This is a genomic window from Variovorax sp. UC74_104 (genome assembly GCF_044055375.1).
Taxonomy (GTDB): domain Bacteria; phylum Pseudomonadota; class Gammaproteobacteria; order Burkholderiales; family Burkholderiaceae_C; genus Variovorax.
Genome location: NZ_CP171978.1, coordinates 6,032,682 through 6,058,826 on the forward strand (window position 1 = coordinate 6,032,682; position 26,145 = coordinate 6,058,826).

The window sequence follows — 26,145 nt, forward strand, 5'->3', positions numbered from 1 at the left end:
CTAACCCTCAAGCTGATCCTGGCCGGCGCGGCCAAAGCGGTCAACGAACTCAAGCCGCTCGACGCCCAGAGCAAGGCCACCGCCGCGAGCCTGAAACAGTCGCGCGACGCACTCAAGCTGCTGAACGGCCAGCTCGGCCAGGTCAACGCTATCCGGAAGTACCAGGCCGAGCTGGCCAAGCAGGGCAACAGCCTGAAGGTGCTGCGCGCCAACCTCGACAGCGTCACGCGCACCTACGGCGCTAACAGCGATCAGGCGCGCACCCTGCAGGGCCAGGTCGACCGCGCGACGGCCGCCTACGACAAGCAGCGCCATGCCCTCGTGCAGCTGCGCACCGCAGCCACCGCCAGCGGCATCGGCAAGCTGTCGGCGGACCAGCACCGCCTGCAGGCAGATATCACGTCGACCAATGCCGCCATCGCCCAGCAGAAAGCGCGCCTCGAAGCGCTGGCCAACGCCGGCAACCGGAAGACGCAGCTGCAGAAGAGCTTCAACGGCACCCGCGCCACGGCCGGGCATCTGGCCATGGCCGGCGCCGCCGGCGTCGGCACCGCCTACGGCATCCGCCGCGCCGTCACCGAGCCGCTGCACCAGATTCGCGAATACGAAACCACGACTGCGCGCATCGAATCGCTGGGCCTCGGCAAGGAAGAGACCACCAAGGCCGTCGACTACGCGAAGCGGATGAAGACCTACGGCACCAGCATGAACGACAACCTCGGGTTGATGCTGGACGCGACCACGGCCTTTGCCGACGTGCATCACGCCGAAATGGTGATGCCAGCCATGGCGAAGATGAAGTTTGCGAACAAGGCCATGTTCGGCGAGGAACAAGGCTCCGAGAACGAACGCAAGTTCATGGACATGCTCAAGGTCATCGAGGCGCGCAACGGCCTGAACAGCAAGGAAGAGTTCACGCAGCAGGCCGACATGGTGCAACGCGTCATAACCGCCACCGGTGGCCGCGTGGACTCCACCCAATGGCTGGACTTCATCAAGCGCGGCGGCATTGCCGCCAAGGGCCTCTCCAGCGAGGCGATGTACTACCAGCTTGAGCCCATCGTGCAGATCATGGGCGGCGCAAGCGCCGGCGTGGCCACCATGTCCGCGTACCAGAACCTCTACCAAGGTCGCACCACCAAGCGCGCCGCGCAGAACCTGATGAAGTACGACCTGATCGGCGACCCATCTAAGGTGAAGCACGACAAGACGGGGCAGGTCTCGTTCCTCGACCCTGGCGCGCTGAAAGGTAGCGACCTCTTCCGCACCAACCAGTTCGAATGGATGGAGAAGGTGCTCCTGCCGGCGCTGGCCGCCAAGGGCCTCACCAGCCAGGACCAGGTGAACGACGCCATCGGCTCCATCTTCAGCAACCGCACGGCGTCGAGCCTCTTCTCTCAGATGTTCATGATGAGAGACCAGATCCACAAGAACGCCAAGCTCAACGCCGGCGCCTTTGGCATCGACGAACTGGATGCGAGAGCGCGAGACAGCCTGAGCGGGAAGGAACTCGAAGCGCAGGCGCGTTTCCACGACGCCATGCAGGAGGCCGGCCGCGCCCTGCTCCCGGCCTACATCAGCCTGCTCAACACCGCGGGCAGCGCACTGCAGCGCATTACGCAGTTCGCGCAGGAAAACCCGGTGCTCGCCTCGTACATCGGCAAGGCCGTGCTGTGGATCGGTCTGCTAGCTGCCGGCTTCGGCGCGCTGAGCCTGGGCGCCGCTGCCCTGCTGGGGCCGTTCGCCGTGGTGCGCTATGGCTTGGGCCTCTTCGGCTTCCAGATGCTTCGCGTCGGTCCGCTGCTGAGTTTCGGCGCCGGGCTGCTCGTGCGCCTCGGGTCGGCGTTCCTGAGTGTCGGCATGGCCGTCGCTCGCGTGGGCCTGCTGCTGCTGGCCAACCCCTTGGGAATCGCCATCGCGCTGCTCGCCGGCGCGGCCTACCTGATCTATCGAAACTGGAGCGGAATCGTCGGTGGGCTGAAGATCATTTGGGACCAGCTCGGCGGCTCGTTCTCGGGCGTGGTGACCACCATCACGCAGACCATCGTCAACTGGTCGCCTCTCGGCCTGTTCTACCAGGCCTTCGCGGGCGTCATGCAGTGGTTCGGCATCGAGCTACCGGCCAAGTTCACGACCTTCGGCGCGCAGATGATGCAGGGCTTGGTGAGCGGCATCACCAGCATGCTCGGCACCGTGCAAGACACCATCAGCGGCGCGGCGGACTCCACCGTCGGCTGGTTCAAGGAAAAGCTCGGCATCCGCAGCCCGTCGCGAGTGTTCATGCAGGCCGGCGAGAACATCGTCGAAGGCGCAGCCATCGGCATCGACCGCACCCGGCCGCTGCTGCGCGCCGCGGCGCTGGGCATGGCCGGCGCAGCGGCCGTGGCCATGCCCGCCATGGCGGCAGAGTTCCCCGCGCCCCCGGCAACTTCGACACCCGCGCGCCGCTCGCCGCCGCGCCGGCCGGCCGAGCCGCCGGCGGCATCGTCGTACAGGGCGACACCATCACCATCCACATCACTGCAGCGCCCGGCGCGGACGCCGCGCAGCTCGCCCGGGCCATCCGCGCCGAACTCGACAAGCGCGACGCAGACAAGCGCGCCCGCGCCCGCGGCGCCTTCATCGACTACGACAACTGACACCCGCCATGCTCTGCCTCGGCCTCTTCGTCTTCATGCTCGACACCCTGAGCTATCAGGAGCTTCAGCGACGCAGCAGCTGGAAGCACGCCTCGCAGCCCCTTGTGGGCGCGCGCAATGCCTCGCAGTACCTCGGGCCGGGCGACGACATCATCACGCTCAATGGCATCGTGGTGCCCGAGTTCGCGGGCACCGCGGCCAGCCTTTCGGTGCTGCGCCTCATGGCCGACCAGGGCGCCGCCTGGGTGCTGGTGGAAGGCACCGGCACCATCTACGGCGCCTTCGTCATCACCGAGCTGCAGGAAACCAGAACCCTCTTCTTCGAGACCGGCGAAGCGCGCCGCATCGAGTTCACGCTTACCCTGCAGCGCGTCGACCAAGACGCGCAGGAAGTCGCCGAGCAGCTCATCGCCGACAGCATGGGCGACCTGGGCGCACTGCTGCAGGACGCGGCGGACAACACGGGTCTGTCACTGGGCGTGGGCGCCAGCGTGGTGTGAACAGACCATGTCCGACGTAGACGCCATCACCGCCACGCTGCCGACGGTCAACGTCAGCGCCAACAGCTGCAGACGCGACACCCGGCGCGCCGCGGCGCACCTCACACCCATCTGGCGCATCACCGTCAACGGCGCCAACGTGTCCGATCGCATCCTGCCGCGCTTCGTGCGGCTCACCATCACCGATGACCGGCAGAACGATGCCGACGAGGTTGAGCTCGTCGTGAGCGACCATGACGGCGCCGTCGAGCTGCCGGACACCGGCGACACCGTCGAAGTGGCCATCGGCTGGCTCGCCGAGCCCAACGCAGCGCCCTACCGCCAGCTCACCACCGAAGAAATGGGCTTCCCCGTCGGGTTGGTGGAGAAAGGCGCCTACACCGTGCAGGCGGTCGAATACGCCGGCACGCCCGACGAGATCACCATCCGCGCCCGTGCCGCCAACCTGCTCGACAGCCTGCGCACCCTGCGCGATGAGTCATGGCACAAGACCACCGTCGGCGCCATCGTCAACAGCGTGGCCAAGCGCAACCGCATCGAGGCCGTCGTCGCCAAGGAAATCGCCTCGCGCAAGGTAAAGCACGCGGACCAGCTCGGCGAATCGGACGCGTCCTTTCTTCGCCGGCTCGCGCAGACCTACGACTGCTTGTGCACAGTGAAGAACGGCAAGCTCCTGTTCAGCCAGGCGCGCGCCGCGCGCACGCCCAGCGGCAAGGTGCTGCCGCCTGTGGTCATCACGCGGCAGGACGGCGACAGGCACCGCTGGAGTCGTGCCGACCGCGATGCGTACAGCGGCGTGAAGGCATGGTGGAACAACATTAAGACCGGGCGTCGCAGCAGCGTCATCGCTGGTCTGAGTGGGCGCGCGAAGGAGCTACGCACGACCTTTGCCAGCGAAGGCGACGCCCTTGCTGCAGCCCGTGCCGAGTGGCTACGCATCCAGCGCGGGATCTTCGATTTCGAGATCACCCTTGCCTACGGGCGTGCCGACATTACGCCGCAGCGCCCCGCCCGCGTGGCCGGCTACAAGAGGAAGATCGACGAGACGCCTTGGATCGTAGCCAGCGTGCGACATACGATCGATCAGACGGGCTACGTCAGCCAGCTCACGCTGGAAACTGAGCAGGCTGAAGGTGTGGAAGGTCAAGAGGGCACGGACACGGGACAATAGCCGCCGGCGTTTCCCAGGAGGCTGCCTCGATATACACAGGCCGGAACGAGCGAATTGCGATGGCCGACGGGTGAAAGCGCTGTGTATTGCGCGCTTATCCAGTTCAGTCCCGCCCCCGACCGGAATCGGATTGGTATTCAGGGGGCGAGCGAACCACTGTCGCCCACTGCGATGTCCACCTGAAACGACAACCTCTTCAGTTCAAGAGGTTCCCCCGCAGCGGAAACTTGGGCTAGCAGTCGGTCAAAAAGTCGAGTGTCTATCGGCACACCGTATACCCAGATGTCGCTGCAGCTGCCACGCTCCTCAACCTCATCGTCATGGCCGCGCCCTTGGAAAATAATGCCGACGATCGAGTATTTTTCATCTTCTCCAACGTCAAAAATGGCCCCGCCAGAAATTCCTCCGAAGCTCATCTCAAAATCAGTCGCAGGAACCTCGTCTTGAAACACGAGCTTTCGATCAGAAGAAAGCATGGCCGTTATGACTATGTGGAAGATCGGATGAGTCGATTGCGCACCTGTCTCTGTTCTAAGTGCGCCGGGGTAGCCGACCGCTAGATACTTACTTGACTCTTGGACCGGACACGACTCATTCGTGAGCTCAATGAAGACTTTTCCTCCTCGCGTGATGCTCTCCTCGTCGAGAAGGAAGACGGCGAGATCAAAAGGAAAGTCGGTGTCCTTGGGAGTCGAAGAAAAGATGAGACGGCCCGGCAACGGCGTGTGTCTGTCGAGCGCCAGCATGAAGGCAGCATCCGCGCGAGGCCGATTAACATCCCCAATTACGTGCTGGTTGGTCAAGCCGAAGCACTTGCCTTGGTACTTCACGAAAGTAATAGTTCCTTGCTCTTGGACCGCTCCCTTGGTGCCATATAGCGAGGCCTTTACCGGATCGACGCGAAAAATGGGGGCTATATGCCTCTTTGTTGACGAGGTGAGCATCTTGGACAGCTCATTGCTATTGGCTTCTTCTGACATATTGGTCCGTTGAGTCAACGATATTGGATTTAGGTCTTACTTGCGGCGAAGAAAATACAGACTTATCGCAATCAAAGGTTCAAGCAACACTTTTTGTACTTGCGTCCACTGCCGCAGGGACACGGGTCATTGCGTCCCAGCTTCATACGACTGACGTTTCGTGCGTACTGAGGAAGTACATCGGAAGCTGGCTGGCCGGTTTTCATGTCAGCTGTGAGCTGATCCATCTCAGTTGACGCTTCCCACGGAAAATCCAAAGTGACACCGAATTGAACCTCGCCTTCAGGGCTCACAGAAACTCCAAACCACTGCGCTGCGCGTTGCCGGTACTTTCGCTTAGCACAATGGTCCTCCAGCTCAGCAATCGCCTGGACCGATGGCTTGGGATTGCAATGAAAACAGACTCCGGCTTCAGACGGATTCGACGCGAGCGTTATGTCGTGCCTCTTCCCATCGAGCTTCGCCTGCCGAGTGATACTCCCGAGCAAGCGATCAACATTCCTGCACGAATCTTCGCTCAGTGAAAGCAAGTGAAAGCCGAGTTCGAGGGTTGCAGGGTCGGCCCTTGTCTCAATGTCCTTGATGAGGCTCTCGTATCGAGTTCCACGCATCTTCGTGAGGATGCCCACTGGCGTGTCGTCCCCTGGTTGGTTGTCCCTGCGAACCATCATTGCAGTGTCCAGGTCCCGCGCGATAGAGTCTTCGAGCATGACCATGTCGTACTTTTCATTTAGCCACAGGTTCTGCTGCAGATGGTAGCCAAGCACAGTCAGCTCGTGCCCACTCATGAGCTTATCTGCCACCGCAACGCGAAGTTTTACGTAGCTCAAGAGCCGCAGCGGAGTCGTCAGCATCTCGGTTAGTGTGTCGAGAAGGAAGACATCCATCACGAACGGGGGTCGAATGACTTCGGTGGTCCTGAATTTCAGCGACTGGCTCACCTGAAAAGCGAGCGCGGGGTAATGCTCTGAAATTAGACTGAACAGGAAGATCTCTTTGATGCTCGGTGGAAGCTCGATTTCCTTTTCGCTATCGTCCACAAGTCGACATCCGCCGGCGAGCATCTCGTTGGCGCACGCCCAGCCTTGATCGTAGGAAGCTTGGATAGCAGCAGCGAAATCCGCCTTCAGTTGGTTGTCGTTGCCCTTCCGGGCAGCAATGGTCAGCTTCTTCGACTTCGCCTGCACGACGATGAGTCGGTCGCCATAGATAACTAGGACATCTACCTCACCAACGATGTCTTTGCCACGATGCAAATTCACGTTCGTGTGGACGTGTCCGCGACCGAATACTCCCGCGAGGCGGCGCGAGGCGAATTGCTCCGTGAAAGCGCCGCGATGCTTAGCAGCGGTGGGTCGATAGGACTTATCGTTCCACATCCAAAAGAACGGGGACTCATACAGGGCCTCAAAGATTGCGTAGGGCGAGAAGAGCAGAACTGTTCCGCGGTCGGTAGGAAGCAACGGCCGGGCGGAAACTTCGTTGAAGTCCCCCACCTCTTTGAATGCTGCGTTGTCACCCGTAAAGATGAACTCGCGAATGAATGCTTCGACAGCGTCCTGCTCTACACCGCTGCGCAGGGCCACCTCATCCCGCGAGAATTCGAAGGAGGGTAGCCAAGTTGCAGGAGAAGTCTTGGCAGCTTGCGCATCCCCAAAGAGTTGAGTCCCCTTTTCGTTCATCAGAGTGCACATCGCCTCTGCGATGGTCTTCGCTTGACCTGAGGTGAAGCCTTTGGCTCGGTGCATCCAGTCGTCATCTGCCCCGTACTTCTCTGGCCCGAGATCCCTGTACTGAAACACGTAGGCAGATTCGGAGCCGTAGAAGATGGGCTCTCGCATCCCCGGGCCGCGCCATGGATTAGGAGTCGGGGAACCCGCCTTGATGCCCTCAAACATGGCCGCAAACATCGGGTAAGACATCGCATCATGCAACTCCCGCATCAGATCATCGGTGCGCTTGACGTAGTCAACGATCACATCGGCCGACTGCTCTGATAGGTTCAATGGATGTTTCGCCATTAGGCCAATGAGCGTCGTCAATTCCGTCCGTAGAAGACGCTCACTACCGAAAACCCGGTCCAGGTCCGACGGTTTCAGCTTACCCTTGAAGAAGATGGCGTTGTCACGATGAGAAAGATGCGCCAAGGCATGAACGTAGCCTGGTGACGCTGCTAGCGCTGAGAGGTCTTCAAGGATTTGCGCCTCTTCACGTGGTTTTTTCATATTTCGTCCACTCAACGGTTCTGCCGATCAGAGCACAAAGTGCGGGCTCTCTTCGGATGCGCTTGCCAGAAGCGGTATTTGTCGTGACGTTAAAAAGAGATTCCGCCCGGTGACTGGCTTGCCCGAGCGTCTGCTTCGGCCTTAAGTGCCACAACCGCTGCCCGCACGGTGGCCGACATGCACTGGCTAGGATCGATTTGCTGGATGAAATAGGTGTCGTGCTGTATCAACACGTCGTGCACGCGCTGACCGAGCTCCTCTTCGTTCACGGACTTGATCATCGCCGCGCAGGTGCCCATGGCCGCGAATCGGTTTTGCCGAACGGCGGCAATGATTGCTAAGCGCAGGCACTCTGCCTTATTGGCCGCCGGCACTGTTGGCGCGTCGAAGATCACCTTCATGTTGTCTGCGATAGTTTCTGCGAAGCTCCATCCGTAATTCGCGTGTTCCGCCATCTCGTGGTAGATCGCAACGAAACGACCAAGGTGCGGCCGGACAAGGTCCTGGGCGAGCAAACCGAATGCTTCCTGGGGTAGCTCCATGCATACCTTGTGCTGAGCTTCCGCAGTCAGCATTCCGAGCTCTTCGACAAACTGCCCAATCTCGTCAGGCTGATATTGTTGGCTGGTCCTTAGCCGATCTAGGATTGCACGCAACAAGCCGTAGACCTTGCCAGGCCCCACGGCACGCCCAAGCAGCGCGTCAAACGCAGCAGTGAGACTTTGCTTGAGCGAGGCAAGAGACTGGTAGCGACTTCCTCTATCGATGGCGCAGCAGCGCTCGAAGATTGGAAACAGCTGAGGCGGTACGCCTTGTGCGACTAAATACATGGGCTCACGTCCAGAAGTGAGCGCATAGAAGGCCTTTCCGAGCATGAAGATGTCCGCCGTGGCGTCCGCATCTTTAAAACCACCTTGCATGAACTCCGGCGGCATGAATCCCAAAGTGCCTGCCCATTGGGTACTTCGAGTGAAAGCAGTTAGCGACTCCTCTTCAGTACAAAGCCCGAAGTCGGATACAACCATTCCGCCGCTACCGATCAGAAAGTTTTGGGGTTTGATATCCCGATGAAAGACCTTCTTATCGTGAAGCTGCGCAATGCAATCGATCATCCGGTTGAAAACCGTTTCAAGGAGAGCTAAGTCCGTCCGGACTGCGGCAGCGTGGCGCCAAAGGTCCCCTTGCTCAAAAAAGGGCATCACGAAATATGGCGGATCGTGATCAAGGTTCGCGTCCAAGATCGGCACCACGAAACTATTGCCTGCGAACTGCTGCATGACGCGAACCTCGCGTCGAAAGCGCGCAAGCATTTCCGGGTCGGCTAGCTTGCACATTTTGAGGACCATCGTCGGTCCCTCTGCGGCGAGAGGGGTCACAAAGTGCAGTGTCCCCATGCCACCCATATTGCTACACAGGCCGCGAACCTGGTATTTGCCGCCAATGATGTTTGGTGGAGCTGTCATCCTCTTCACTTCCCGTTGTATGCGACCGCGTACAGCCTGATTCGTGATCTCAACGGGTCGAACAAGGGGGTGCAGATAGCTCTCGTGATGGCTCCCTCGCTCGCCGTTGAGCAGAAGCATCGTGCGCACCTTTGAGGCAGGCGGCCATCCTATATTTACGGTATGGCTGCGCTCTTTTCCAGATCGTGTCGCGTCCCGGTATGCAAGCCGTCCCTTAGTCCCGCCAGCTTGCACACTTCCCATTTGCCTTGCGCCACCCCGGACCGCCCCGCCCACCGCATCCATCGGAGCTGCGTCCGCTAGGTCGATAGGTCTGACGAGGTGCACTTCGCGCCGCTTCCGCTCGTTCTGACTGCTGACCAGCCCGGCTAGTTCGCTCGGAGACGAGGGCACGCCGCTCGGTTACGCGCTGCTTGGGGACAGCGTCCGCCTCTGCTCGCGCGCGCCGCCGCTCCTCGGCCTCTTCCTCCCGACGCTCAGCCTCATCCTGGGCGCGGTTGCGCCGCGCCATCTCTTCGATGAGCTGATCGACACGGGCGGCCTGTGCCGCTGCAATGGGCACGATGGCTAGCAGCAGTGCCAACCCAACACGTCGCATCTGTCCCCCTACTCCGCCGCCTCGGTCGCGGCGTCTCCCATCGCCATAAACAACCAACGGGCCAGGGTCCAGAGGACCAGACCCAGCCTACCCGTTGGCCCTCTTCGGTTGCGCGAGCGCATCAAGAACGCCACGCGCCGCGGCGCGGCCTCGCTCGTCCGCCGCCTTGTAGTTGTCTAGGAGTGCAGCCTCTTCGGGGGTCAACGTTTGAACTGCAGGAGATCGAGCACCAAAAAGCACATAGCTCACGTCTACGCCGGCTTGAGCAAGCCGGATCAGCACGCTGGCACCGGGCTCAACGATTCCCCGCTCGTACCTGCTGAGCATGGCTCTCTGAATGCCGACGAGATCGGCGAGGCCTTGCTGGGCATGACCCAGCCGGTCGCGCTCCTGCCGCAGCCTGTCTCCGCATTGAGCATCAAATGACACGCAAACCCCTTGACTCCGAGCCTTTTAGTGCTCAGAATCCGCCACACACATTGATTAAACCGTTCGGATATTAAACGCATGGCTCACCCCGCCCGTCGCCGTGGTCGCCCCGAGCTTCCACCCGAGATCCGCCTCGTCAACGAAGCGCCCATCGCCATGCGCCTCGCCCCGGACGAGAAAGAACGCACCCAGCAATACGCAGCGCGCGAGGGCCGTTCCCTCGGCAATTTCGCGCGCCGCGTCTACCTCAAGGGCCTCGCGCAGTACGAGGCCGAACAGGCCGGCGCCGCCACATCCGCCGCCTGACCCACCGCACCAGTCTCTCCCCTCCTTTGCCCGAAGGACTCTCGACGATGTACCCCGATCCCAAGCGCGTGCGCGACAACCGCCAGACCGTCCGGTTTGACGACTACGAAGACGAGCTGCTGCGAATCCTGTCCAAGATGACCGGCGCGCAGACCTCGACGCTCATCCGCGAGCTGGCCATGCGCCAAGCCGAGGAAATGCTGGCCGACGCCTTCTTCGGCCAGGAACCCAAGGCCGACGCCAGTCTGCCCCGCGCCGCGGGCTAAGCCCAGCCGCAGCAACGCGGCTTGAAGCCAGCGCAACAAACGCCGAATGTCTGACGAAAAGATGACGTCCACAGAGATCGAACTCACCGACGCCGAGCACGACGTGTTCGACCGGGTGCGCCGGGAGCAAGGTCTGGCGGACGTCGCCGAAGCCATCGAGTGGCTGGTGCGGACCCGGCTGCGCAAGGGCATCGAACACATCACCGGCCGCCGTCGCGGCCCCCGTCTGGTTGCCTCGGGAGGAAAGCGGCAATGAGCGAGAGCCTTCACGAGCAGGCCGGCGAAGCCGGCAACCGCTACATGCGCATCACCATCGAGTGCCCGCACTGCGGCACCCGCTGCGTGGCCTGCGACAGCCGCGCGATGAGCAAGACCATGCGCGAGATCACCTACCGCTGCCGCAACTGGCGGTGCGGCTTCACGGGCGTGGCCACGCTGGAGTTTCAGCGCGTGCTGGTGCTCTCCAGCATCCCGGCGGCCGACGTTTCGCTGCCGCTCTCGCGCCACGTCCGCCGGGGCCAGCTCGCTCTGGCGCTCGCGGACGAAGGCAACGTCGCTGACGACGAAGCCGCCTACGTCGCGAACCTGCACACGCCCACCAACGACTGGGGCACGGGCGGCGCCATGAGTGGCGCCCCGCCCGACTGATCTAGTCCGCGCCCTCGCGGCGCACCCCCACCGCCCACCCCCTGCCACGCGCCTTTTTCAAGGCGTGCGGCCCTTCTCACGCCTTTTTCAGCACAGGAGCCGAAGTCATGTCCCTCACCGCCCGCCGCTTCGCCGAGAAGCCAGCCCAACGCATTGACGTTCCGAAGGTCTCGAAGCTCTCTCGCGAAGACGCCGCGCGCCTGCCGCTGCTCGACCGCGTGCTGCTGCGGGAGCACGATCGGCACGCCAACCGGCTTGCGGACATTCGCCGCGTGGCCGACAAGCTTGGCGCGCTGGATGACATCGTGCAGGCAGCGCAGGCCGATGGCGCGTACATCGAGATCGACCATGTGCGGCAGAGCTTCTTCAACTACCGCGCCAGCCAGTTCGGCCGGCGAGTCAATGCGGTAGTGCTCCAGGCCGCGGACACGATTTCGAGTTGGCGCAATCCCAAGGCGATCAACGCCGTCGCCAACGCATTGCAGGCGGCCGGCTGGCGCGTAGTGCATGTCGAAGGGGGCAGCTCCGAGGTCTGGCTGGATCGCGTCACTTTCATGCACGGGCATCGCGCCGTAGAGACGACCTGCATGCGGCAGTGGGTCATCGACGCCATCGAGGCCGGGCATATCACCGCCGACACCCCGGGGCGCCACCCGGCGACCGACACCGGCAAGCCCTTGAACGACAGCCTCGACGCGGACGCACAGACCGCCGGCGAACGCTGACCGCATGCCGCGCGATGAGCCACCGCAACACCATGAGAACCCTGGCCTGGCGCAGCCCACCGCCCACATTGCCGATGGCGTTCCCAACCCGTTCTATGCCCGCCACGCGGCGCGGCTCGCCGAGCTGCGCGAAGAGTTCGCCCAGGGCACAAGCCATGCGCGAAACATCACCGCGGCTGAGCGGGAATGGGAAGGCATCTCGAAGCGCTCTCGGGCAATGCTGCTCTTCTGGGCCGGCTACGACGTCAACGGCATCGCCTTCGCCGTGGAGCGTGCCTGGCGCGAGCTGCCGCCTCTTGAGCGCAACGCCGTTGGCGAGGCCATCCGCGAGCTGCAGAACGACCTTCGCACGGTCTTCGCGCTGACCTTGTAGGCACCTCATGCGCATCGTCGCCAAACGCCACGCCAAGCCCGATCCGGTCTTCTGGATGCGGCTTCGCTCCAACCTCCCGCACGACCAGCACGTCGCGCGGGTGGCGCGCGAAATGGACGCCCGCATGCGCGGCGAGCTGCCGCCACAGTGGGAGCCGGCGTTCGACATCATCATGCCGCTCAAGCCCACGGTGCGCGCCGTCGGCGGCGACTGGCTGAGCTGGAATCTGGCGCGTGTCGACGCGATGCGCGCTTTCGAGCACGAGCACAAAGACATCCTGCATTGGGCAGTCGGAGATTCGGAGGTGTGCGCCCGCGCCCGCCGGTGCGCCAGGGCACTCGACGACATGCTCAACGGCCATCCGCTGCCGATGAGCCTGCAGGACAAGCTGGACACGGTGCTCGACTACTGCGAGCGCCTGGGTGTCGACAAGCCGAACTCGAAAACGCCCGAGGGCCTGATCGCCCGAGCCATCACAGAGCAATGGTGGCGGCGCGCGCTGCGCCGCAAGGTGGCGCGCACCGTGGAGCACGCGGCGATCAAGCTGGCCGTTGTCCACCACCGGAATGGCGGCTATGCAAGCGATGAGGCCTGCCGCCGGCGCGTCGACCAGCACAAGCGCAACGCTGATCTGCTGGCCCGCGTGAAGATGCGCAACGAAGCCGGGCAGGTCTACAGCCTGGCCGAGCTGGCCGCGCTGTCGCCCAGCAACCGGGACATCCGCCGCGGCGAGTTGATGACGCGCATTCGCGGGTGTGAGGAGTTCGCCGACGCGAACGGGCACCACGGCCTCTTTCTCACGCTCACCTGCCCGAGCCGCTTTCATGCCGTGCTGTCGGGCGGGAAGTCTCGGTGGGCGAAGCCAACCCGAAACAGCAAATACGAGGGCGCTACGCCCCGCGATGCGCAGCAGTGGCTGTGCAGCATGTGGGCGAAGGCCCGCGCGAAGATGGGCCGCAAGGGCATCGCGGGCTACGGCTTCCGCGTCGCCGAGCCACATCACGACGGGTGCCCGCATTGGCATGCCCTGCTGTGGTTCGATACGCCAGAGCAGGCCCAGCAGGCTCAAGACATCATCAGCGGCTATTGGCTCAGCGACGCGGGCGATGAGCCCGGCGCCGTGCGCAACCGGTGCAAGTTCATCGCGATGGAGCGCGGCGGCGCCGCGGGCTACGTTGCGAAGTACGTGTCCAAGAACATCGGCGCCGAGGATGGCGGCGATGCCGGCGTCGGCCAGCACACCGACACCATGGACGGCTTCGAGCACGTCATGGACACACGCGAATTCAAGGGCTGGCAGCGCGTCGACGCCTGGGCCAGCACCTGGGGGATTCGGCAGTTTCAGCCGCTCGGGCAGCCGCCGGTGTCGGTATGGCGCGAGATGCGCCGGGTCACCAAGGACCAAATCGACCACGCGCAGATGCGCCTCGACCTGGGCGACGCCGCCGCGGTGAAGGCATGGTGGGCCTGCCACAAGCAAGGCGCCATTCAGGCCTCTTGGGAAGGCTACGTCCGCGCCCAGGGCGGCATGTGCCGCAAGCGCCGCGAATGGATGCTGCGCAGCGCCGTGCGCGTCACCAAGGGCACGACCAACAGCTACGGCGAGACCATCGACCGCAAGACGGTGGTGGGCGTCGAAACGCGCGTCGGGCACTGGCTCGTGAGCCGCCGGCAGGCGTGGCGTTCCTGCGCGAGCGAAGCCGCGCAGGACAAGGCCGAGCGCGAAGCGCTGGGCCGCCCTTGGACTCGTTTCAATAACTGTACGGTCCGGCTCAACGAAGAGCCGCAGCGCCTGCTGATGCGAGGCGATCTGCCGTGGCCAAAGGCCCACGACACCCTCGAAATCGAGCCGCCGGCGCCACGCAAGGCCACCCCACCGGCCCCGATCGAGCAAGTCAACCACATCGCCGGCGAGCGAACCACGTTCCGCATGCCCGAGTGCGTCCGGATCGCGCCCGCCACCCCAGCCAAGACACCACCCGCCAACGACCTCGACGCCCTGCTCGCACGCATGAAGGCCTTCGCGCCAGTCATGCGCGAGCTGGCCGCGGCCGGCCGATGAGTTTCCCCATGCACCCAACCCTTTCAACCACCAACCGGAGCCGCATCACCATGCCACGCATCAGCACCGCTGCCGTCGTACAGATCGCGCAGCACAAGCCCTACGCGCCGCCGATGGCGCACAAGGTTCACATCACCGCGCCCTACCTGCCGGCGTGCGCCACCGACGTGCGCGCCACCATCGAGCGCGTGCGCGGCCTGCTCGAAGCCCAGGCCACCGGCCGGCGCAAGCCACGCCGTGCGGACGTGCGGCCAGAACAGCAGGCCGACATGTTCCCGTCGACCGTCGTGCGCATCGCCGCCCTGCAACAACGGAGGGCCGCATGAACGCACACCGCCTCAACCACCACGACATCCAGGCCGTGAAGACCATCGAGGAGCGAGCCAGGCGCAAGGCGCGGGCGGCACGCATCGCCGATCGCATCACGCTGGTGGGCTGCGCGCTCGCCACGCTGGCGCTGCTCGCGCTGAGCCTGACGGGAGGCCTCGGGCAATGAGCGCAGCACACACCTCCCTGCGTGCCGGACGCGTCTACATCGCCGGCCCGATGACCGGCTACGTCGAACTCAACTTTCCGGCCTTCCACGCCGAGGCCAGGGCCCTGCGCGTCGCCGGTCTTGAAGTCATCAACCCCGCCGAGATCAACGTCGACCCGAACATGGGCTGGGCCGCATGCATGCGCGCCGACATCGCGCAGCTGGTGACGTGCGATCGCATTCACCTGCTGCCGGGCTGGTCGAACAGCAAGGGCGCCGCGCTCGAGCACCACATCGCGAGCGCGCTGGGCCTGCTGGTCACGCTGGCCGACGGCGCCGAGAGCATGCCGGAGGAATTCAGCTTCAAGGGTAGTGCCGACGAGTTCGTGAGCCAGTTCCTCAACCGCGTGGTGCTGTCCGCGGATGAGGCAGGGGCCTGGGTCTCGCGCGCCGTGACAAATGTCAGCCACGAGGCCGCGCTCGCCATCTGCGAGAACGTGGCGAACTACCACCAGACCCAGCTGCGGGCGGGGCTTCAAGCCAACGGCTATCACGCGGCGGTGACGCAGGCCCACGGGTACCAGTACCTCGGTGCGCGCCGGTGCATCGAGGCGATTCGAATCGCTGCTCGGGCGGAGGGCTGAACGATGCGGAAGAAGTCCCCCAAGCTGTGCCCGCTCGCGCAGCACATCGTGAAGATGCTGGCCGAGTCCGGCCGCCCCGGCCATGGCCCGAGCTACGCGACCGGCAAGGCGTTCGAACTGCAAGACCTGTCGACCAACGACGCGCTGGTGTGGGCGGGTCGCAACCTCGACAGCCGCAACCAGGGCGAGCTGGTCGACGTCATCAGGAAGGCGTCCGGCCGCGACCTCGACGCTGCAGATCTGACCGCCGCAGCACGGGTCGGAAAGGCTATCGCAGCCCTGCCGACCCTCGACCTGCTGGAGCTGCTGCTGTGAGGCGCGCGCAGAACCGCCTTCGCCGCACCGGTGGCGAGCCCTGCCACAGCCATCCGGTTGCAACCGCGGTCGCCAAAGCGCGGATGGCCAGCCACATGACCACCGTCAGCATCGCCGTCTACATGACGGCCGACGGCGAGCCCGCGCGTGATCTGCTCTCGCACCTGGGATGGGTCATTGGCATCGGTGCCGAGATCGCCGCCGCGGTCGCGCCCGGCCATCCGGAAGCCAAGCGGCTCCATGCCGCGCTGCGCACGGTGGTCCAGCTCAGCATGGACAACGCATGGCAGGCGGCGCAGGCCGGCGTGCTGTCGGACGCGGCCAACGAAGCGAGCGCCCTACTGATCGCGCACCCCGGCATCGGGGTCGAGCAGATCTCAAGCGGCGACTACATCGCGGCGCGGATACGCGATGGCGTAGCGCGACTGACCGACGTGGCGGGCGCCGAGATCTACGCTGACGCCGGCGTCGCCGAGAAAGGCGGTGCGTGATGCGCGTCGAAACCATCGGCGGCGCCACGCTGTACCACGGCGAAGCTCTCGAAGTACTTCAGGCTCTCGTGCCTGGAACGGCCGACGCCGTCATCACCGACCCGCCCTACTCCAGCGGCGGCGCCTTCCGGGGCGATCGCGCGCTGGACACGAAAGCCAAGTACCTCAGCACCGGATCCGGCAACCACGAGAAGACATCGGACTTTGGTGGCGACAACCGCGATCAACGCTCATTCCATTTCTGGTCGACGCTCTGGTCAGCGGCTGCGCTTCGTGCATCGAAGCCCGGCGCCCCCGCGGCGTTCTTCTCGGACTGGCGGCAATTGCCTGTCTCGTCCGACTACCTGCAGGCCGGTGGGTGGGTGTGGCGCGGAGTGGTGCCGTGGGTGAAGAAGTCGCCGCGGCCGCAGATGGGGCGCTTCACGTCAGCCGCCGAGTACGTCGTCTGGGGTTCGGCTGGGCCAATGCCTGTCGATCGCGGCGTGGGGTGCCTGCCTGGCTTCTACGAATACCACGCACCAACAGATCGCGAGCACGTGACGCAGAAGCCGGTAGCGCTGATGGCCGACATCGTCGAGATCTGCGAGCCAGGCGGCTTGGTTCTGGATCCGTTCATGGGCTCGGGCACCACAGGTGTCGCCGCACTCACGCTGGGCCGCCGGTTCATCGGGTGCGAGCAAAAGCTGCAGTACTTCGACATCGCGTGCCGGCGAATCGAGGAAGCGCTCGAGAACATCTTCGCCGAAGAACGAAGCCGACCCGTGCAGCTCGATCTGGGAGGGCAAACCTCTTGATCGCCTACTACAACGAGTTCGACCCGAAGGCCGCAGCATGGCTGCGTGAACTCATCAAGCATGGACACATCGCCCCCGGAGTGGTCGACGAAAGGAGTATCGAGGATGTCGTACCAGATGAGCTTGTGGGATACACCCAATGCCACTTCTTCGCCGGCATTGGCGTATGGAGCTACGCTCTACGTCGAGCAGGATGGCCCGACGATCGTTCGGTCTGGACTGCATCCTGCCCTTGCCAGCCTTTCAGCCAGGAAGGCGAAGGGGCTGGGTTTGCTGATGAGCGGCACCTCTGGCCCCACCTCTACCACCTCGTCGGCCAGCGCCGCCCTGGAATCCTCATTGGTGAGCAAGTTGCGAGCAAGGACGCAAACCCATGGGTCGACCTTGTACAGACTGACCTGGAAGCCTTGGGTTATGCCTTCGGGGCGATCGCGTTTCCGTCTGCGGGCGTCGGTGCGCCGCACATCCGCGACCGGGTCTACTGGGTGGGTCACGCCGACCACGCGCGACTGGAAGGACACGCCGGGGATGTCGGCTCTGCGGGATGGCGCGCAGCGACTAGACCAACTGCCGCGGCAAGCCTACTTGGTGACTGCAACACGGCGGACGGCCCGTGGCGAGACGCTGACTGGCTCCTATGCCGCGACGGAAAGTGGCGGCCAGTTGAACCCGGCACATTCCCGCTGGCTCATGGGGCTCCCGCCCGCGTGGGACGACTGCGCGGTTACGGCAATGCAATCAATGCCGAAGCCGCAAAAGCATTTATCGAAGCGGTGATGGAGGTCGCATGAGCACAAGGCACGCTGTCTCCACAGCCAGCAGTCAGAATCCGCGGATTACCGCTGGCGCGGCCCCGTTGATCTATCGCAAGAACATCGTGCTTGCGAAGTTCGGGATCTCAGAAACCACACTGCGCCGCTGGATGTCCAGTGAAAGTTTTCCACGCCCTCGGCAACTCGGCCCGCGTGCCGTTGGCTGGGTTGCGGCCGAGGTTGACTCCTGGCTCGAAGAACGCCCGGTGGCAGCGTCCACCAGCTCACGTACCGACGACTAGGCCTTTTGGCGCTTCCGCTTCGGCGGGGGCGCCGGCATGCAGTAGTCGGCCCAGTCTTGCATCATCGCAAGGCGTTTGGCGAGCATGTCGCCACGCCGGTAGGCCGCTTCGACCTTGCTTTCGATCGCGTGCGCCAAGGCCATTTCCGCCATCTCAGGCGGATAGTGGGTGTGCTCGGCTGCCCAGTCTCGGAAGGTCGACCGAAGGCCGTGCGGCACACAAACCCGGCCGGCTGCATCTAGAAAGTTCAGCCGCCGCATGCACGCGGTGAGCGACATATCCGATAGCGGCTGCATCTTCCGGCCGGGAAACACCAGATCGCACTGCTCGTAGCGGGGCATCGATTCGAGCAGTTCGATGGCCTGCCGGGAGAGCGGCACCCGGTGCGGCCTCTTTCCCTTCATTCGTTCGGCTGGCACATCCCATTGCCCCGCCTCAAGATCGAACTCTGGCCAGCGCGCGCCCCTGATTTCCCCCGAACGGCCTGCCGTCAGCACCTGAAAGAGAAGGGCCTGCGCGCTCACCCCCTCGACCGCCCGGAGTGCCGCAACCGCGTCGGCCACCTTCGCGACCGGCACGGCGGGGTGATGCTTCACCTTCGCGATCTTCTCTGGCTTGGGCAGCAGCTTGTCCAGGTGCCCGCGCCAAGCGGCTGGGTTCTCCCCCTGCCGATGGCCACGCGTCTTCGCCCAGTCGAGCACCTGCTCTATCCGGCCTCGCAGCCGGCTGGCTGTTTCGGTCTTGGTGCGCCAGATCGGATCGAGCACGCGCAAAACCTCATCCTGTCCGATGGCCGAAACGTCGAGCTGTCCGATCACGGGCTCGGCGTATGTCTCCAGCGTGTTTTCCCACTGCTGCCGATGCTTTGGGTTACGCCATTCAGACTCTTTCGCTGCAATGAAGCGCTCGCAGGCGACCTTGAAAGTCAACGCCCGCGCTTGAGAAGCCAACGCAGCCTTTTTGACGGCGTCGCGCGCTTCGATGGGGTCCACCCCTTCATCGAGGAGCTTGTGGGCCGCCCGTGCACGCTCTCGCGCCTGCGCGAGCGGCACCGCCGGAAAGCTGCCAAGGCCCATGCGCCGTCGTCGTGCGCCGAACTTGAAGCGAAGAATCCACGAGCGCGAGCCGTCGATGATCTGAAGGTACAGGCCGGGGATGCCGCCGACGTTGTGATCGCCCTCTTCCCTCAGGCGCCCCACTTCCATCGCAGACAGTTCACGAGATCGCTTGGGCATTGCTTTCTACCGGCCATCCAACAGGCCATCCCCGAAGCACTTTCACGGCGTGTTACGGTTGCTTGGGGCGGCCAAGTATAGGCATCCCCCAATGAAAAACGCGCCCTGAGGCGCGTTTCGGTGCGTGAAAAAAGCTGTTCCTGGCGGAGAGTGTGAGATTCGAACTCACGGACGCTTTCACGTCGGCAGTTTTCAAGACTGCTGGTTTAAACCACTCACCCAACTCTCCGAAGTCTGCGATTTTAAGCCGACCGCGCGGCCCTATTCCTCGTCGGGCAGGAACATCGCCTGCAGGTCGCTCAGGAAGTCCAGTCCGCGCTCGGTCGGCCACACGCGGAACAGGTCGCGCGCGACGAGCCCCTTGCGCTCCGCTTCCTCGAGGCCGTGCTGGATGGAGGTCATCGCCAGGCCGGTGCGCTCGCTGAACTGCGGCAGCGTGAAGCCCTGCTTCAGCCGCAGCGCGTTGAGCATGAACTCGAACGGCAGGTCTGCCAGCGCCACTTCGTCGCTCTGCGACACCGCGGGCGCCCGCGCGGGCGTTGTCCATGTACAGGCGCGGCTCACGAAAGCGCACCTGGCGCACGATGCGGTGCGCGAAGCTCAGCTTGCTGTGCGCGCCCGCGCCGATGCCGAGGTAGTCGCCGAACTGCCAATAGTTGAGGTTGTGCGCGCACTGGTGCCCTTCGCGCGCATAGGCGGACACCTCATAGCGCGACATGCCCAAGGCGCCGGTGCGCTCGGTGATGCGGTCGAGCATGGCGTAGGCGATGTCGTCCTCGGGCAGCGTGGGCGGGAACTTGGCGAACCAGGTGTTGGGCTCGATGGTCAGGTGGTACACCGAGAGGTGCGGCGGCGCGAGCGCCAGCGCCTGCGACAGGTCGGCGTCGAGGCCTTCCAGGGTCTGGCCCGGCAGCGCGTACATCAGGTCGAGGTTGAAGGTGTCGAAGGTGGCGGCGGCCTCTTCGAGGGCTGCGATGGCCTGCGCGCGGTCGTGCACGCGGCCCAGGGCCTTCAGGTGTTCGTCGTTGAAGCTCTGCACGCCCACCGACAGGCGCGTGACGCCGGCGGAACGGTAGGCTCGGAAGCGGTTGCGCTCGAAGGTGCCGGGGTTGGCTTCGAGCGTGATCTCGCAGTCGGGCGCGAGCTTGAGGCGCGCGCGCATGTCGCTCAGCAGGCGGTCGATGGCCTGAGGGGAGAACAGGCTGGGCGTGCCGCCGCCGATGAAGATGGTGTGGACGGTGCGGCCCCAGATGAGCGGCAGCGCGGCGTCGAGGTCTGCCACCAGCGCGTCGATGTACGCCGCTTCGGGAATGCCGTCGATGTCCGCCTCGCTGGCGGCACGCCATTCGTGCGAGTTGAAGTCGCAGTACGGGCACTTGCGCAGGCACCACGGCAGATGGATGTACAGCGACAGCGGCGGTAGCGCGCTGAGCTGCAGCGGGCCGGGCCGCATCCAGTGCAGCACGTCGTTGGCCTGCGCAGCGCCAGCGGGCTGCGCCGGCTTGATCGGGAAGGTGGTGGCCATCAGGACTGCAGCCAGCGCTCGCGCATCAGCGCCAGCATGGCTTGCGCCGCGCGGCCTCGGTGGCTGTTCGCGTTCTTCACTTCGGGCGGCAGCTGGGCAAAGGTCTTGCCGAAGGCCGGCAGGTACATGACGGGGTCGAAGCCGAAGCCGTTGTCGCCGATGGGCGCGGGCGCGATCTCGCCGACCACGCGGCCCACCGCGATGAGCGGCTCGGGGTCGTCGTGGCTGCGCAGCGCGACCAGCGTGCTCACCAGTGCCGCACGGCGATTCGCGACGCCGTCCAGCTGCTCGAGCAGCGCCTTCACGTTGTTGGCATCGCCCTTGGCGTAGCCGAACTGCGTGGCGTAGTAGGCGGTGTCGACGCCCGGCAGGCCGCCGAAGGCGTCCACGCACAGGCCCGCGTCGTCGGCCATGGCCGGCAGGCCGGTGGCGGCGCTGGCATGGCGGGCCTTGGTCAGCGCGTTCTCGACGAAGGTACGGAAGGGCTCCTCGGCCTCGCCAACGCCCAGCGCCGATTGCGCAACGAGGGTGACGGCCAGCTCGGCAAAGAGTTGCTGGAGCTCGGCGAGCTTGCCCGCGTTGTTGGAGGCCAGGACCAGCTTCATGGATCAGCTCGCGAGCAGTGCCTGCTTCTGCAGCGCCACGAGCTCGCCGATGCCCTTCTCGGCCAGGCCGAGCAGGATGTTCATTTCCTCGCGCGTGAAGGCCACGCCTTCGGCCGTGCCCTGCACTTCGACGAAGTGGCCGGCGCCGGTCATGACGACGTTCATGTCGGTGTCGCAGGCGGAGTCTTCGGTGTATTCCAGGTCGAGCAGCGGCGTGCCGCCGACGATACCCACCGAGATGGCGGCCACGTGGCCCTTGATGGGCGAGGCGGCGATGGCGCCGGAGGCCAGCAGCTTGTTGACGGCATCCTGCGCGGCGACGAAGGCGCCGGTGATGGCCGCGGTGCGCGTGCCGCCGTCGGCCTGCAGCACGTCGCAGTCGAGGTGGATGGTGCGTTCGCCGAGCGCGGCAAGGTCGAACACGGCGCGCATCGAGCGGCCGATGAGGCGCTGGATTTCCTGCGTGCGGCCGGTCTGCTTGCCCTTGGCGGCCTCGCGGCTGCTGCGGGTGTGCGTGGCGCGCGGCAGCATGCCGTATTCGGCCGTCACCCAGCCTTCGCCGCTGCCCTTCTTGTGCGGCGGCACTTTCTCTTCGACGGAGGCGGTGCACAGCACGCGGGTCTGGCCGAACTCGATGAGCACCGAGCCCTCGGCATGGATGGTGAAGCCGCGGGTGATGCGCACCGGGCGCAGCTCGTCGGCGGCGCGGCCGCCGCTTCGTGTGAAAGCAGTCATTGTCGAATCCAAAAAAGAAAAAAGTCGGCCGCTATTGCGCGGCCCGTTCAGCTAGCTCTTGCGCGCTGCCGATCGGCGAATGGCCTCGTTGATCTCGGCGATGGAGCGCTCGATGGCGTCTTCGTCGAGATCGTCGATCTCGTTGTCCGCGGGCATGCCGGCCTGGATGGTCGAGGCGAACACGCCGTCCTCGATGGTCTCGGTGGAAACGCCGCTGCGGTCGTCCGCGCTGTCGGGCATTTCCCATTCGAGCGCGATGAGCGTGACGTTGTCGCTGTGGGAGCCGCCCTTGCGCAGGGCCATCTCGGCGAGGTCGGGCGCGGCGTCTGACACGGGCTTGCCGGAGGAAAGCGTGTGCACGATGAGTTCGTCGTCGAGCACGCCCCAGACGCCGTCGGAGCACAGCATGATGCGGTCGCCGCGCTGCAGCTGCAGCGGCGCCGAGACGTCGAAGAGCGGCGTGGTCGGCGAGCCGAGGCAGGTCAGCAGCAGGTTGCGGTTGACGGGCATGTCGGAGCCGTGCGGCTTCGGGCGCTCGGCATGCGAATGGTCGCGCGTGCGCACCAGCAGGCGGCCGTCGCGCACGACGTACAGGCGCGAGTCGCCGCAGTGCATCCATGTGGCGGTGTTGCCCTGGAGCACCGCCGCGACGACGGTGGTGCGCGGGGTGTCGAGCATGGCCTTGTGGCTCGCGTAGCGCATGATCTGCTGGTGCGCGGCCATGGCCGATTCGGCCAGGAACGACTTCACGTCCTTCACCGTGGGGCGCGCCTCGCGCTGGTAGAGCGCGGCGATGGTCTGCAGCGCGAGCTGCGCCGCCACCTCGCCTTCCGGGTGGCCGCCCATGCCGTCGGCGAGCACGAACAACCCCGATTCCCTCGTGTAGCAATAGCCCATGCGGTCTTCGTTCTTGAGACGCCCGCCCTTGCGGCTGACCTGGAAGACGGAGAATTTCATGATGTCATGCGGGGCGCGTGGTGGGCGCGGCAGCCTTGGGCAGACCCTTCTTGTCGAAGGAGCGGATGTTGTCGATCGACAGGCGCACCTTCTCGCCCACCGTGAGCTTCGTGTAACGGCGCTCGCCCTCGCGGCTGAGCTCCTTCTGCAGCGCGAAGACCGATTGCGGGCGCGACAGCGGGTCGAGCGACATGCACCACTCGACCACCTCGATCAGGTTGTCCGAATACACGCCGCGAAGGCGCGACAGCGACAGGCTGAGGCGGTCTTTTTTCGATGCGCCGGGGTGCGTCGTTGGGCGGATAGCCCTGCATGCAGGCGTAGATGCAGGCGCCGATGGCGTAGATGTCGGTCCACGGGCCCATGGACGAATCGCGCCGGTACATCTCGGGGGCCGCGAAGCCGGGGGTGTACATCGGGCGGATGAAGATGCCTTCCTTGCTGAGCACCTCGCGCGCGGCGCCGAAGTCGATCAGCACGGCGCGGTCGTCGTCGGTGACGAAGATGTTGGCCGGCTTGATGTCCAGGTGCAGCATCTTGTACTGGTGGACGATGCGCAGGCCGCGCAGGATCTCGTCGAAGAGCGAGCGGATGGTCGACTCGCGGAACACCTTCTGCTTCTTCAGGTCGCGCGCGGTGACCACGAAGTCCTGCAGGGTCGCGCCCTCCAGGTAGTTCATGACCATGTAGACGGTCTCGTTCTCGCGGAAGAAGTTCAGCACGCTGACCACCGATGCGTGCGAGATCTGCGCCAGCGAGCGCCCTTCCTCGAAGAAGCTCTTGAGGCCCAGCCGGTAGAGCGACAGCTTCTCCGGCGGCACCTGCGGCGCAAGCTCGCCCGGCCCCCGGGTGGCGAGCGACGACGGCAGATATTCCTTGATGGCAACCTGCTGTCCGCTGGAATCGATGGCGAGATAGACGACACCGAATCCACCCGCGGAAAGCCGGCGTACAACGCGGTAACCACCAATGACCGTATCGGGCGGCAGGGGCGTAGGCTTGACCTTTGACATAATCCGGGAGTTTCGCCCGAAGGCGATGGTGCGGCAAGCGAACGCCGTGCCGACGCCTCGGTGCATGCAAGCAAAACCACAGTGAGGCGCAATGCCAGTTTACAGCATGACCGGCTACGCCAGCGGCCAGAACGGCCCCGCAGGCAGCCACTCCGAAGCCGAGGCACGGCCTTCCGCCACGGGCCGGCTCGGGGTTGAAATCCGCTCGGTCAACAGCCGCTTCCTCGATCTGACCTTCAAGCTGCCGGAAGAACTCCGCCAGCACGAGACCGCGCTGCGCGAGCTGCTCACGGGCAAGCTCAAGCGCGGCAAGGTCGAAGTTCGCGCCGCCATCGAAAGCGCTGCCCAGGGAGGCGTGGTCGAGCCCTCCGTCAAGCTGCTGCAGCGGCTCAACGGGGTGCAGGACAGCATCAAGGCCTGGCTGCCCAGCGCACGCGAGCTCAGCGTGGCCGACGTGCTTCGCCTGGCCGGCGGCGACAGCGCCACCCGCGGCGACTCGGGGCCCCGACCTGCTCGAAGTGACGGGCAAGGCGCTCGAAGGCCTGGTGTCGGCCCGCCAGCGCGAAGGCGCACGGCTGGCCAAGATGCTCGAAGACCACCTCGCCCAGCTGCGCACCCTGGTGCAGCAGGCTGGCCCGCTGGTGCCGCAACTGGTCGAGCAGCAGCGCACCCGCTTCCTGGAGCGCTGGCAGGAGGCCATGGGCCTGACCGCCGGCACGGGCGGCACGCTGCCGGAAGCCGCCCAGGACCGCGCGCTGACCGAGGCCACGGCTTTCGCGATCCGCATCGACGTGGCGGAGGAACTCACCCGGCTGAACTCGCATCTCGACGAGATCGAGCGGCTGCTCAAGAAGGGCGGCGAGATCGGCAAGCGCCTCGACTTCCTGATCCAGGAGCTTCATCGCGAGGCCAACACCCTGGGCTCGAAGTCCGCGGCGCTGGAACTCACGCGCATCGGCGTGGACATGAAGGTCCTGATCGAGCAGATGCGCGAGCAGGTCCAGAACATCGAATGACGACGACGAAGACGAGCGAAAGAATGGATTACCCCGGCAATATCTTCGTGGTGGCGGCACCCAGCGGCGCGGGCAAGTCGAGCCTGGTCAAGGCGCTGATGGAACTCGATTCGGCTGTCCAGCCCTCGGTTTCCCACACGACCCGGTCGCCGCGCGGGCAGGAAAAGCACGGCCGCGAGTACTTCTTTGCCTCGCCGACGGAGTTCGACGCGATGATTGCCGCCGACGGCTTCGTGGAATGGGCCCACGTGCACGGCCACCGCTACGGCACCTCCAAGAAGGCGGTCGAGGACCGCATCGCCCAGGGGGCCGACGTCATCCTCGAGATCGACTTCCAGGGCGCGCTGCAGATCCGCAAGACCTTTGCCAACGCGGTCATGATCTTCATCCTGCCGCCCAGCTGGGAAGAACTGCGCTCCCGGCTCGAACGGCGCGGGGAAGACAGTGCCTCGGTCATCGAACTGCGCCTGAAGAATGCGGCCGAAGAGATGGCCCAGGCGGGGCAATTCGACTTCGTTATAATCAACGAGTTATTTGAGCGGGCACTTTTCGATCTCAAGGCGATTGTCCACGCTCAGCGGCTCCGGTATTCCGCGCAGCGCCGAGCGCGTGCCGACACCTTCGCCGCACTGAACATCCCCTGATTTCCGAGCCCATCCGCTCCCAGACCGACCGAAAGATCCTCATCATGGCCCGCATCACCGTCGAAGATTGTCTCGTCAACATTCCGAACCGCTTCCAGCTCGTCCTGGCCGCCACCTACCGCGCGCGCATGCTGAGCCAGGGCCACGCCCCCAAGATCGAGAGCAAGAACAAGCCCGCCGTGACCGCCCTGCGCGAGATCGCCGAAGGCAAGATCGGCCTCGAAATGCTCAAGAAGGTGCCGGGCTGATCTGACGCT

29 protein-coding genes, 1 tRNA gene and 3 pseudogenes are annotated in these 26,145 nt (G+C 64.7%); 20 read left to right on the forward strand and 13 right to left on the reverse strand.

Going from position 1 to position 26,145, the window contains the following annotated elements; translation table 11 throughout:
* Together ACHMXA_RS28405 and ACHMXA_RS28410 are read right to left on the reverse strand one after the other, a co-directional pair.
* Positions 1-1,533 (reverse strand): hypothetical protein, encoded by a 1,533-nt coding sequence (locus ACHMXA_RS28405; protein ID WP_395317245.1) that lies wholly within the window; start codon positions 1,531-1,533, stop codon positions 1-3.
* 539 nt (positions 1,534-2,072) lie between these two features.
* The gene (locus ACHMXA_RS28410) at positions 2,073-2,642 is read right to left on the reverse strand and encodes a hypothetical protein (RefSeq protein ID WP_395317246.1); all 570 of its coding nucleotides are present in this window, start codon (positions 2,640-2,642) and stop codon (positions 2,073-2,075) included.
* A gap of 32 nt (positions 2,643-2,674) precedes the next feature.
* Between ACHMXA_RS28410 and ACHMXA_RS28415 the strand changes: the two genes are divergently transcribed.
* Positions 2,675-3,139, forward strand: a complete 465-nt coding sequence (locus ACHMXA_RS28415; RefSeq protein ID WP_395321401.1) for a phage tail protein — start codon at positions 2,675-2,677, stop codon at positions 3,137-3,139.
* Positions 3,140-3,146: 7 nt separating this feature from the next.
* Complete coding sequence (locus ACHMXA_RS28420) at positions 3,147-4,310, forward strand: contractile injection system protein, VgrG/Pvc8 family (RefSeq protein WP_395317247.1); 1,164 nt, start codon at positions 3,147-3,149, stop codon at positions 4,308-4,310.
* Positions 4,311-4,447: 137 nt separating this feature from the next.
* On the opposite strand, the gene ACHMXA_RS28425 is transcribed toward ACHMXA_RS28420, so the two are convergent.
* From ACHMXA_RS28425 to ACHMXA_RS28440, 4 genes are all read right to left on the reverse strand, one after another.
* A complete protein-coding gene (locus ACHMXA_RS28425) occupies positions 4,448-5,290 on the reverse strand; it encodes a hypothetical protein (RefSeq protein ID WP_395317248.1) in 843 nt (280 codons plus the stop codon).
* A 71-nt stretch (positions 5,291-5,361) separates the two neighbouring features.
* Positions 5,362-7,515, reverse strand: coding sequence for an SEC-C metal-binding domain-containing protein (locus tag ACHMXA_RS28430; RefSeq protein WP_395317249.1), 2,154 nt, complete (start codon positions 7,513-7,515; stop codon positions 5,362-5,364).
* An 89-nt stretch (positions 7,516-7,604) separates the two neighbouring features.
* Positions 7,605-9,098, reverse strand: a complete 1,494-nt coding sequence (locus tag ACHMXA_RS28435) for a serine/threonine protein kinase (RefSeq protein ID WP_395317250.1) — start codon at positions 9,096-9,098, stop codon at positions 7,605-7,607.
* Positions 9,099-9,663: 565 nt separating this feature from the next.
* Entirely contained in the window at positions 9,664-10,005 is a 342-nt protein-coding gene (locus ACHMXA_RS28440; RefSeq protein ID WP_395317251.1) for a helix-turn-helix domain-containing protein, read from the reverse strand.
* Between the two features lie 78 nt (positions 10,006-10,083).
* Here ACHMXA_RS28440 and ACHMXA_RS28445 point away from each other — a divergent pair, with 78 nt between their 5' ends.
* The 15 genes from ACHMXA_RS28445 to ACHMXA_RS28515 all read left to right on the forward strand — a co-directional run bounded on the left by ACHMXA_RS28445 (position 10,084) and on the right by ACHMXA_RS28515 (position 18,158).
* The gene (locus tag ACHMXA_RS28445) at positions 10,084-10,311 is read left to right on the forward strand and encodes a hypothetical protein (protein ID WP_395317252.1); all 228 of its coding nucleotides are present in this window, start codon (positions 10,084-10,086) and stop codon (positions 10,309-10,311) included.
* Positions 10,312-10,358: 47 nt separating this feature from the next.
* Entirely contained in the window at positions 10,359-10,577 is a 219-nt protein-coding gene (locus tag ACHMXA_RS28450; RefSeq protein WP_126182919.1) for a hypothetical protein, read from the forward strand.
* 46 nt (positions 10,578-10,623) lie between these two features.
* Entirely contained in the window at positions 10,624-10,833 is a 210-nt protein-coding gene (locus ACHMXA_RS28455; protein WP_126182918.1) for a hypothetical protein, read from the forward strand.
* A complete protein-coding gene (locus ACHMXA_RS28460) occupies positions 10,830-11,225 on the forward strand; it encodes an ogr/Delta-like zinc finger family protein (protein ID WP_395317253.1) in 396 nt (131 codons plus the stop codon). The genes ACHMXA_RS28455 and ACHMXA_RS28460 overlap by 4 nt, the downstream gene beginning before the upstream one ends.
* Before the next feature lie 107 nt (positions 11,226-11,332).
* Positions 11,333-11,950 (forward strand): hypothetical protein, encoded by a 618-nt coding sequence (locus ACHMXA_RS28465; protein WP_395317254.1) that lies wholly within the window; start codon positions 11,333-11,335, stop codon positions 11,948-11,950.
* 4 nt (positions 11,951-11,954) lie between these two features.
* Positions 11,955-12,323 carry a hypothetical protein gene (locus ACHMXA_RS28470; RefSeq protein WP_395317255.1) on the forward strand — a complete coding sequence of 123 codons (369 nt, stop codon included), beginning with the start codon at positions 11,955-11,957 and terminating at the stop codon, positions 12,321-12,323.
* A 7-nt stretch (positions 12,324-12,330) separates the two neighbouring features.
* A complete protein-coding gene (locus ACHMXA_RS28475; protein ID WP_395317256.1) occupies positions 12,331-14,385 on the forward strand; it encodes a replication endonuclease in 2,055 nt (684 codons plus the stop codon).
* 50 nt (positions 14,386-14,435) lie between these two features.
* Positions 14,436-14,711, forward strand: a complete 276-nt coding sequence (locus ACHMXA_RS28480; protein WP_395317257.1) for a hypothetical protein — start codon at positions 14,436-14,438, stop codon at positions 14,709-14,711.
* Complete coding sequence (locus ACHMXA_RS28485) at positions 14,708-14,881, forward strand: hypothetical protein (RefSeq protein WP_395317258.1); 174 nt, start codon at positions 14,708-14,710, stop codon at positions 14,879-14,881. Before ACHMXA_RS28480 ends, ACHMXA_RS28485 begins: the two co-directional genes overlap by 4 nt.
* Positions 14,878-15,504, forward strand: a complete 627-nt coding sequence (locus tag ACHMXA_RS28490; RefSeq protein WP_395317259.1) for a DUF4406 domain-containing protein — start codon at positions 14,878-14,880, stop codon at positions 15,502-15,504. The genes ACHMXA_RS28485 and ACHMXA_RS28490 overlap by 4 nt, the downstream gene beginning before the upstream one ends.
* Before the next feature lie 3 nt (positions 15,505-15,507).
* The gene (locus ACHMXA_RS28495; protein WP_395317260.1) at positions 15,508-15,819 is read left to right on the forward strand and encodes a hypothetical protein; all 312 of its coding nucleotides are present in this window, start codon (positions 15,508-15,510) and stop codon (positions 15,817-15,819) included.
* 95 nt (positions 15,820-15,914) lie between these two features.
* Positions 15,915-16,310: a hypothetical protein gene (locus ACHMXA_RS28500; RefSeq protein ID WP_395317261.1), complete on the forward strand. Its 396-nt coding sequence runs from the start codon at positions 15,915-15,917 to the stop codon at positions 16,308-16,310.
* Positions 16,310-17,104 carry a DNA-methyltransferase gene (locus tag ACHMXA_RS28505; protein WP_395317262.1) on the forward strand — a complete coding sequence of 265 codons (795 nt, stop codon included), beginning with the start codon at positions 16,310-16,312 and terminating at the stop codon, positions 17,102-17,104. The genes ACHMXA_RS28500 and ACHMXA_RS28505 overlap by 1 nt, the downstream gene beginning before the upstream one ends.
* Positions 17,101-17,895 carry a DNA cytosine methyltransferase gene (locus ACHMXA_RS28510; RefSeq protein ID WP_395317263.1) on the forward strand — a complete coding sequence of 265 codons (795 nt, stop codon included), beginning with the start codon at positions 17,101-17,103 and terminating at the stop codon, positions 17,893-17,895. The genes ACHMXA_RS28505 and ACHMXA_RS28510 overlap by 4 nt, the downstream gene beginning before the upstream one ends.
* 131 nt (positions 17,896-18,026) lie before the next feature.
* Positions 18,027-18,158 carry a helix-turn-helix transcriptional regulator gene (locus ACHMXA_RS28515; RefSeq protein WP_395321403.1) on the forward strand — a complete coding sequence of 44 codons (132 nt, stop codon included), beginning with the start codon at positions 18,027-18,029 and terminating at the stop codon, positions 18,156-18,158.
* Here the strand turns inward: ACHMXA_RS28515 and ACHMXA_RS28520 are convergent.
* The 7 genes and pseudogenes from ACHMXA_RS28520 to ACHMXA_RS28550 all read right to left on the reverse strand — a co-directional run bounded on the left by ACHMXA_RS28520 (position 18,155) and on the right by ACHMXA_RS28550 (position 24,228).
* Positions 18,155-19,393 (reverse strand): tyrosine-type recombinase/integrase, encoded by a 1,239-nt coding sequence (locus tag ACHMXA_RS28520; RefSeq protein WP_395317264.1) that lies wholly within the window; start codon positions 19,391-19,393, stop codon positions 18,155-18,157. The genes ACHMXA_RS28515 and ACHMXA_RS28520 overlap by 4 nt on opposite strands.
* A gap of 141 nt (positions 19,394-19,534) precedes the next feature.
* Positions 19,535-19,622, reverse strand: a tRNA-Ser gene (locus ACHMXA_RS28525).
* A gap of 32 nt (positions 19,623-19,654) precedes the next feature.
* Positions 19,655-20,918, reverse strand: a pseudogene (gene hemW, locus ACHMXA_RS28530) (radical SAM family heme chaperone HemW).
* On the reverse strand, positions 20,918-21,523 hold the full coding sequence (locus ACHMXA_RS28535) for a non-canonical purine NTP pyrophosphatase (protein WP_176663252.1): 606 nt from the start codon (positions 21,521-21,523) through the stop codon (positions 20,918-20,920). Before ACHMXA_RS28535 ends, hemW begins: the two are co-directional and overlap by 1 nt.
* 3 nt (positions 21,524-21,526) lie before the next feature.
* A complete protein-coding gene (gene rph / locus ACHMXA_RS28540) occupies positions 21,527-22,258 on the reverse strand; it encodes a ribonuclease PH (RefSeq protein WP_395317265.1) in 732 nt (243 codons plus the stop codon).
* A gap of 51 nt (positions 22,259-22,309) precedes the next feature.
* Positions 22,310-23,215 carry a PP2C family serine/threonine-protein phosphatase gene (locus ACHMXA_RS28545; protein WP_176663254.1) on the reverse strand — a complete coding sequence of 302 codons (906 nt, stop codon included), beginning with the start codon at positions 23,213-23,215 and terminating at the stop codon, positions 22,310-22,312.
* A 4-nt stretch (positions 23,216-23,219) separates the two neighbouring features.
* A pseudogene (locus ACHMXA_RS28550) lies at positions 23,220-24,228 on the reverse strand (serine/threonine protein kinase).
* A 91-nt stretch (positions 24,229-24,319) separates the two neighbouring features.
* On the opposite strand from ACHMXA_RS28550, the pseudogene ACHMXA_RS28555 reads away from it, so the two are divergent.
* The 3 genes and pseudogenes from ACHMXA_RS28555 to rpoZ all read left to right on the forward strand — a co-directional run bounded on the left by ACHMXA_RS28555 (position 24,320) and on the right by rpoZ (position 26,136).
* A pseudogene (locus ACHMXA_RS28555) lies at positions 24,320-25,244 on the forward strand (YicC/YloC family endoribonuclease).
* Between the two features lie 23 nt (positions 25,245-25,267).
* On the forward strand, positions 25,268-25,888 hold the full coding sequence (gene gmk / locus ACHMXA_RS28560) for a guanylate kinase (protein ID WP_093209718.1): 621 nt from the start codon (positions 25,268-25,270) through the stop codon (positions 25,886-25,888).
* Between the two features lie 44 nt (positions 25,889-25,932).
* Complete coding sequence (gene rpoZ, locus ACHMXA_RS28565; protein ID WP_007835875.1) at positions 25,933-26,136, forward strand: DNA-directed RNA polymerase subunit omega; 204 nt, start codon at positions 25,933-25,935, stop codon at positions 26,134-26,136.
* Positions 26,137-26,145 lie beyond the last annotated feature (9 nt).

Bases quoted from the DNA above. Each gene is read 5' to 3' on its own strand.
- ACHMXA_RS28480 (WP_395317257.1), top strand. From the start codon at position 14,436: ATGCCACGCATCAGCACCGCTGCCGTCGTACAGATCGCGCAGCACAAG.
- ACHMXA_RS28475 (WP_395317256.1), top strand. From the start codon at position 12,331: ATGCGCATCGTCGCCAAACGCCACGCCAAGCCCGATCCGGTCTTCTGG.
- rph (WP_395317265.1), bottom strand. From the start codon at position 22,258: ATGACTGCTTTCACACGAAGCGGCGGCCGCGCCGCCGACGAGCTGCGC.
- ACHMXA_RS28460 (WP_395317253.1), top strand. From the start codon at position 10,830: ATGAGCGAGAGCCTTCACGAGCAGGCCGGCGAAGCCGGCAACCGCTAC.
- ACHMXA_RS28470 (WP_395317255.1), top strand. From the start codon at position 11,955: ATGCCGCGCGATGAGCCACCGCAACACCATGAGAACCCTGGCCTGGCG.
- ACHMXA_RS28420 (WP_395317247.1), top strand. From the start codon at position 3,147: ATGTCCGACGTAGACGCCATCACCGCCACGCTGCCGACGGTCAACGTC.
- ACHMXA_RS28515 (WP_395321403.1), top strand. From the start codon at position 18,027: ATGTCCAGTGAAAGTTTTCCACGCCCTCGGCAACTCGGCCCGCGTGCC.
- ACHMXA_RS28535 (WP_176663252.1), bottom strand. From the start codon at position 21,523: ATGAAGCTGGTCCTGGCCTCCAACAACGCGGGCAAGCTCGCCGAGCTC.
- ACHMXA_RS28485 (WP_395317258.1), top strand. From the start codon at position 14,708: ATGAACGCACACCGCCTCAACCACCACGACATCCAGGCCGTGAAGACC.
- ACHMXA_RS28415 (WP_395321401.1), top strand. From the start codon at position 2,675: ATGCTCGACACCCTGAGCTATCAGGAGCTTCAGCGACGCAGCAGCTGG.
- ACHMXA_RS28490 (WP_395317259.1), top strand. From the start codon at position 14,878: ATGAGCGCAGCACACACCTCCCTGCGTGCCGGACGCGTCTACATCGCC.
- ACHMXA_RS28455 (WP_126182918.1), top strand. From the start codon at position 10,624: ATGTCTGACGAAAAGATGACGTCCACAGAGATCGAACTCACCGACGCC.
- ACHMXA_RS28520 (WP_395317264.1), bottom strand. From the start codon at position 19,393: ATGCCCAAGCGATCTCGTGAACTGTCTGCGATGGAAGTGGGGCGCCTG.
- ACHMXA_RS28435 (WP_395317250.1), bottom strand. From the start codon at position 9,098: ATGCTTCTGCTCAACGGCGAGCGAGGGAGCCATCACGAGAGCTATCTG.
- rpoZ (WP_007835875.1), top strand. From the start codon at position 25,933: ATGGCCCGCATCACCGTCGAAGATTGTCTCGTCAACATTCCGAACCGC.
- ACHMXA_RS28425 (WP_395317248.1), bottom strand. From the start codon at position 5,290: ATGTCAGAAGAAGCCAATAGCAATGAGCTGTCCAAGATGCTCACCTCG.
- ACHMXA_RS28505 (WP_395317262.1), top strand. From the start codon at position 16,310: ATGCGCGTCGAAACCATCGGCGGCGCCACGCTGTACCACGGCGAAGCT.
- ACHMXA_RS28495 (WP_395317260.1), top strand. From the start codon at position 15,508: ATGCGGAAGAAGTCCCCCAAGCTGTGCCCGCTCGCGCAGCACATCGTG.
- ACHMXA_RS28450 (WP_126182919.1), top strand. From the start codon at position 10,359: ATGTACCCCGATCCCAAGCGCGTGCGCGACAACCGCCAGACCGTCCGG.
- ACHMXA_RS28430 (WP_395317249.1), bottom strand. From the start codon at position 7,515: ATGAAAAAACCACGTGAAGAGGCGCAAATCCTTGAAGACCTCTCAGCG.
- ACHMXA_RS28500 (WP_395317261.1), top strand. From the start codon at position 15,915: ATGACCACCGTCAGCATCGCCGTCTACATGACGGCCGACGGCGAGCCC.
- gmk (WP_093209718.1), top strand. From the start codon at position 25,268: ATGGATTACCCCGGCAATATCTTCGTGGTGGCGGCACCCAGCGGCGCG.
- ACHMXA_RS28545 (WP_176663254.1), bottom strand. From the start codon at position 23,215: ATGAAATTCTCCGTCTTCCAGGTCAGCCGCAAGGGCGGGCGTCTCAAG.
- ACHMXA_RS28445 (WP_395317252.1), top strand. From the start codon at position 10,084: ATGGCTCACCCCGCCCGTCGCCGTGGTCGCCCCGAGCTTCCACCCGAG.
- ACHMXA_RS28465 (WP_395317254.1), top strand. From the start codon at position 11,333: ATGTCCCTCACCGCCCGCCGCTTCGCCGAGAAGCCAGCCCAACGCATT.